This is a genomic window from Cupriavidus sp. KB_39 (assembly GCF_052114485.1).
GTDB lineage: Bacteria > Pseudomonadota > Gammaproteobacteria > Burkholderiales > Burkholderiaceae > Cupriavidus.
The window spans coordinates 1-1249 of sequence record NZ_JBFREV010000130.1 but is presented as its reverse complement, the minus strand read 5'-3'; the positions used below and the strand labels follow the sequence as shown (position 1 = coordinate 1249).

General features: G+C 68.7%; 1 protein-coding gene. It reads right to left on the bottom strand.

Going from position 1 to position 1249, the window contains the following annotated elements; genetic code table 11:
• Positions 1-81 precede the first annotated feature (81 nt).
• Positions 82-1249, bottom strand: a 1168-nt coding sequence (locus AB4Z27_RS29045; RefSeq protein WP_441645987.1) for a hypothetical protein, incomplete at its 5' end; no start/stop codon positions are given.

The window sequence follows — 1249 nt, the reverse complement described above, 5'->3', positions numbered from 1 at the left end:
CCTGAGCCGGCTGATCCGGGCGCAGAAACGAAGAAGCCCGCCGGAAGGCGGGCTTCTGTCATGCGTACAGCGGTGTAGTGCTTACTGCGGACGGTTCACCGAGATGTCGAAGAACGGCACCGGCGCGCTGAGGCTGATCATCACGCCCACGCCGGTGTTGTTCAGCGTCATGGCAATGCCCTCGCGCACGCTGGCGGCGGCCGCGCGATAACGCAGGCCCGGCAGCGGGCTGTTCTGCGTCCAGGTGTCCGGACGGCCGTCGCCGCGCAGGCGCGAGTAGACGCCGGTCACCGGATCTGCCGCAGTGATCGTCGTCGACGCCTGTTCCATCAGGATCGTGCCGTCGGCGAAGGCCGTGGTGTCCCAGTACGAATTGGTCGTGCCGACCACCGGCACCGCGCGCGCGATCGCCTTGGTGGCGACCACGATGCCGTTGCCATGCGAGATCACGGCGGTGATCAGGCCATCGGTGCCCTTGAAGGCCACGGCTTGCGCCACACCGCCCGAGGTATAGGTCAGGCTGAAGCCGCCCTGGGGGTTGGCAGAGACCTCGGCCAGTTCCTCGGCGGCCCATGGCGTGCAGGCGCTGGTCCCCGTGCAATCCGAGCCCGCGGTCATCTTGCCGTCCGCGTTCAGGGTGAACGTCACGCGCGTCGGGGCGAACGCCACGGTGGAGTCGTCCCGCTCGAAGCCCAGGCCGTTCCAGTTGCCGGCCAGTTCCGCCAGCGGCAGGGTCTGCGCCGGGACGATCAGGGCGGGAATGACGCCGGAGGTGGTCGGCGGCACGAACATGCCCATGCCCGACTTCGCCATCATGATGTCGAACCCGTATGGGGCGATGCCGGCAGCGAAGTGGCAGTCATCGCCGCCAACGGGCGTAAGCGGCAGGGCGGGGCCCGGTTCGGCATCCGGGCTGAAGCTGGTCAGCGGGATGAGCGACGTGGTGTTGGCGTCAAACTTGAACGCACCGCCACCGCCGCCTACCGCCATCAGGAAATAGTTGCCCGTGCGCAGCCCCGCGCAGGTGGCCGAGGCCGGCTGCAGGATCGTGCCGATGGCGGTTGCACCGGCGTTGCTGCCCACCGCTGCCGACAGGTCGCCCAGCGTGGTCTTCGCCGTGGCCAGGCGTGCCATCAGTTGGTCCAGCAGCTTGTCCAGCGCATTGCCGGCGTTGCCGCCATTGGCGGCCACCAGCGGTGCCTTGAACGGGTCGATGCCCGTCAGGTCGACCACGCCGGTCAGGACCAGG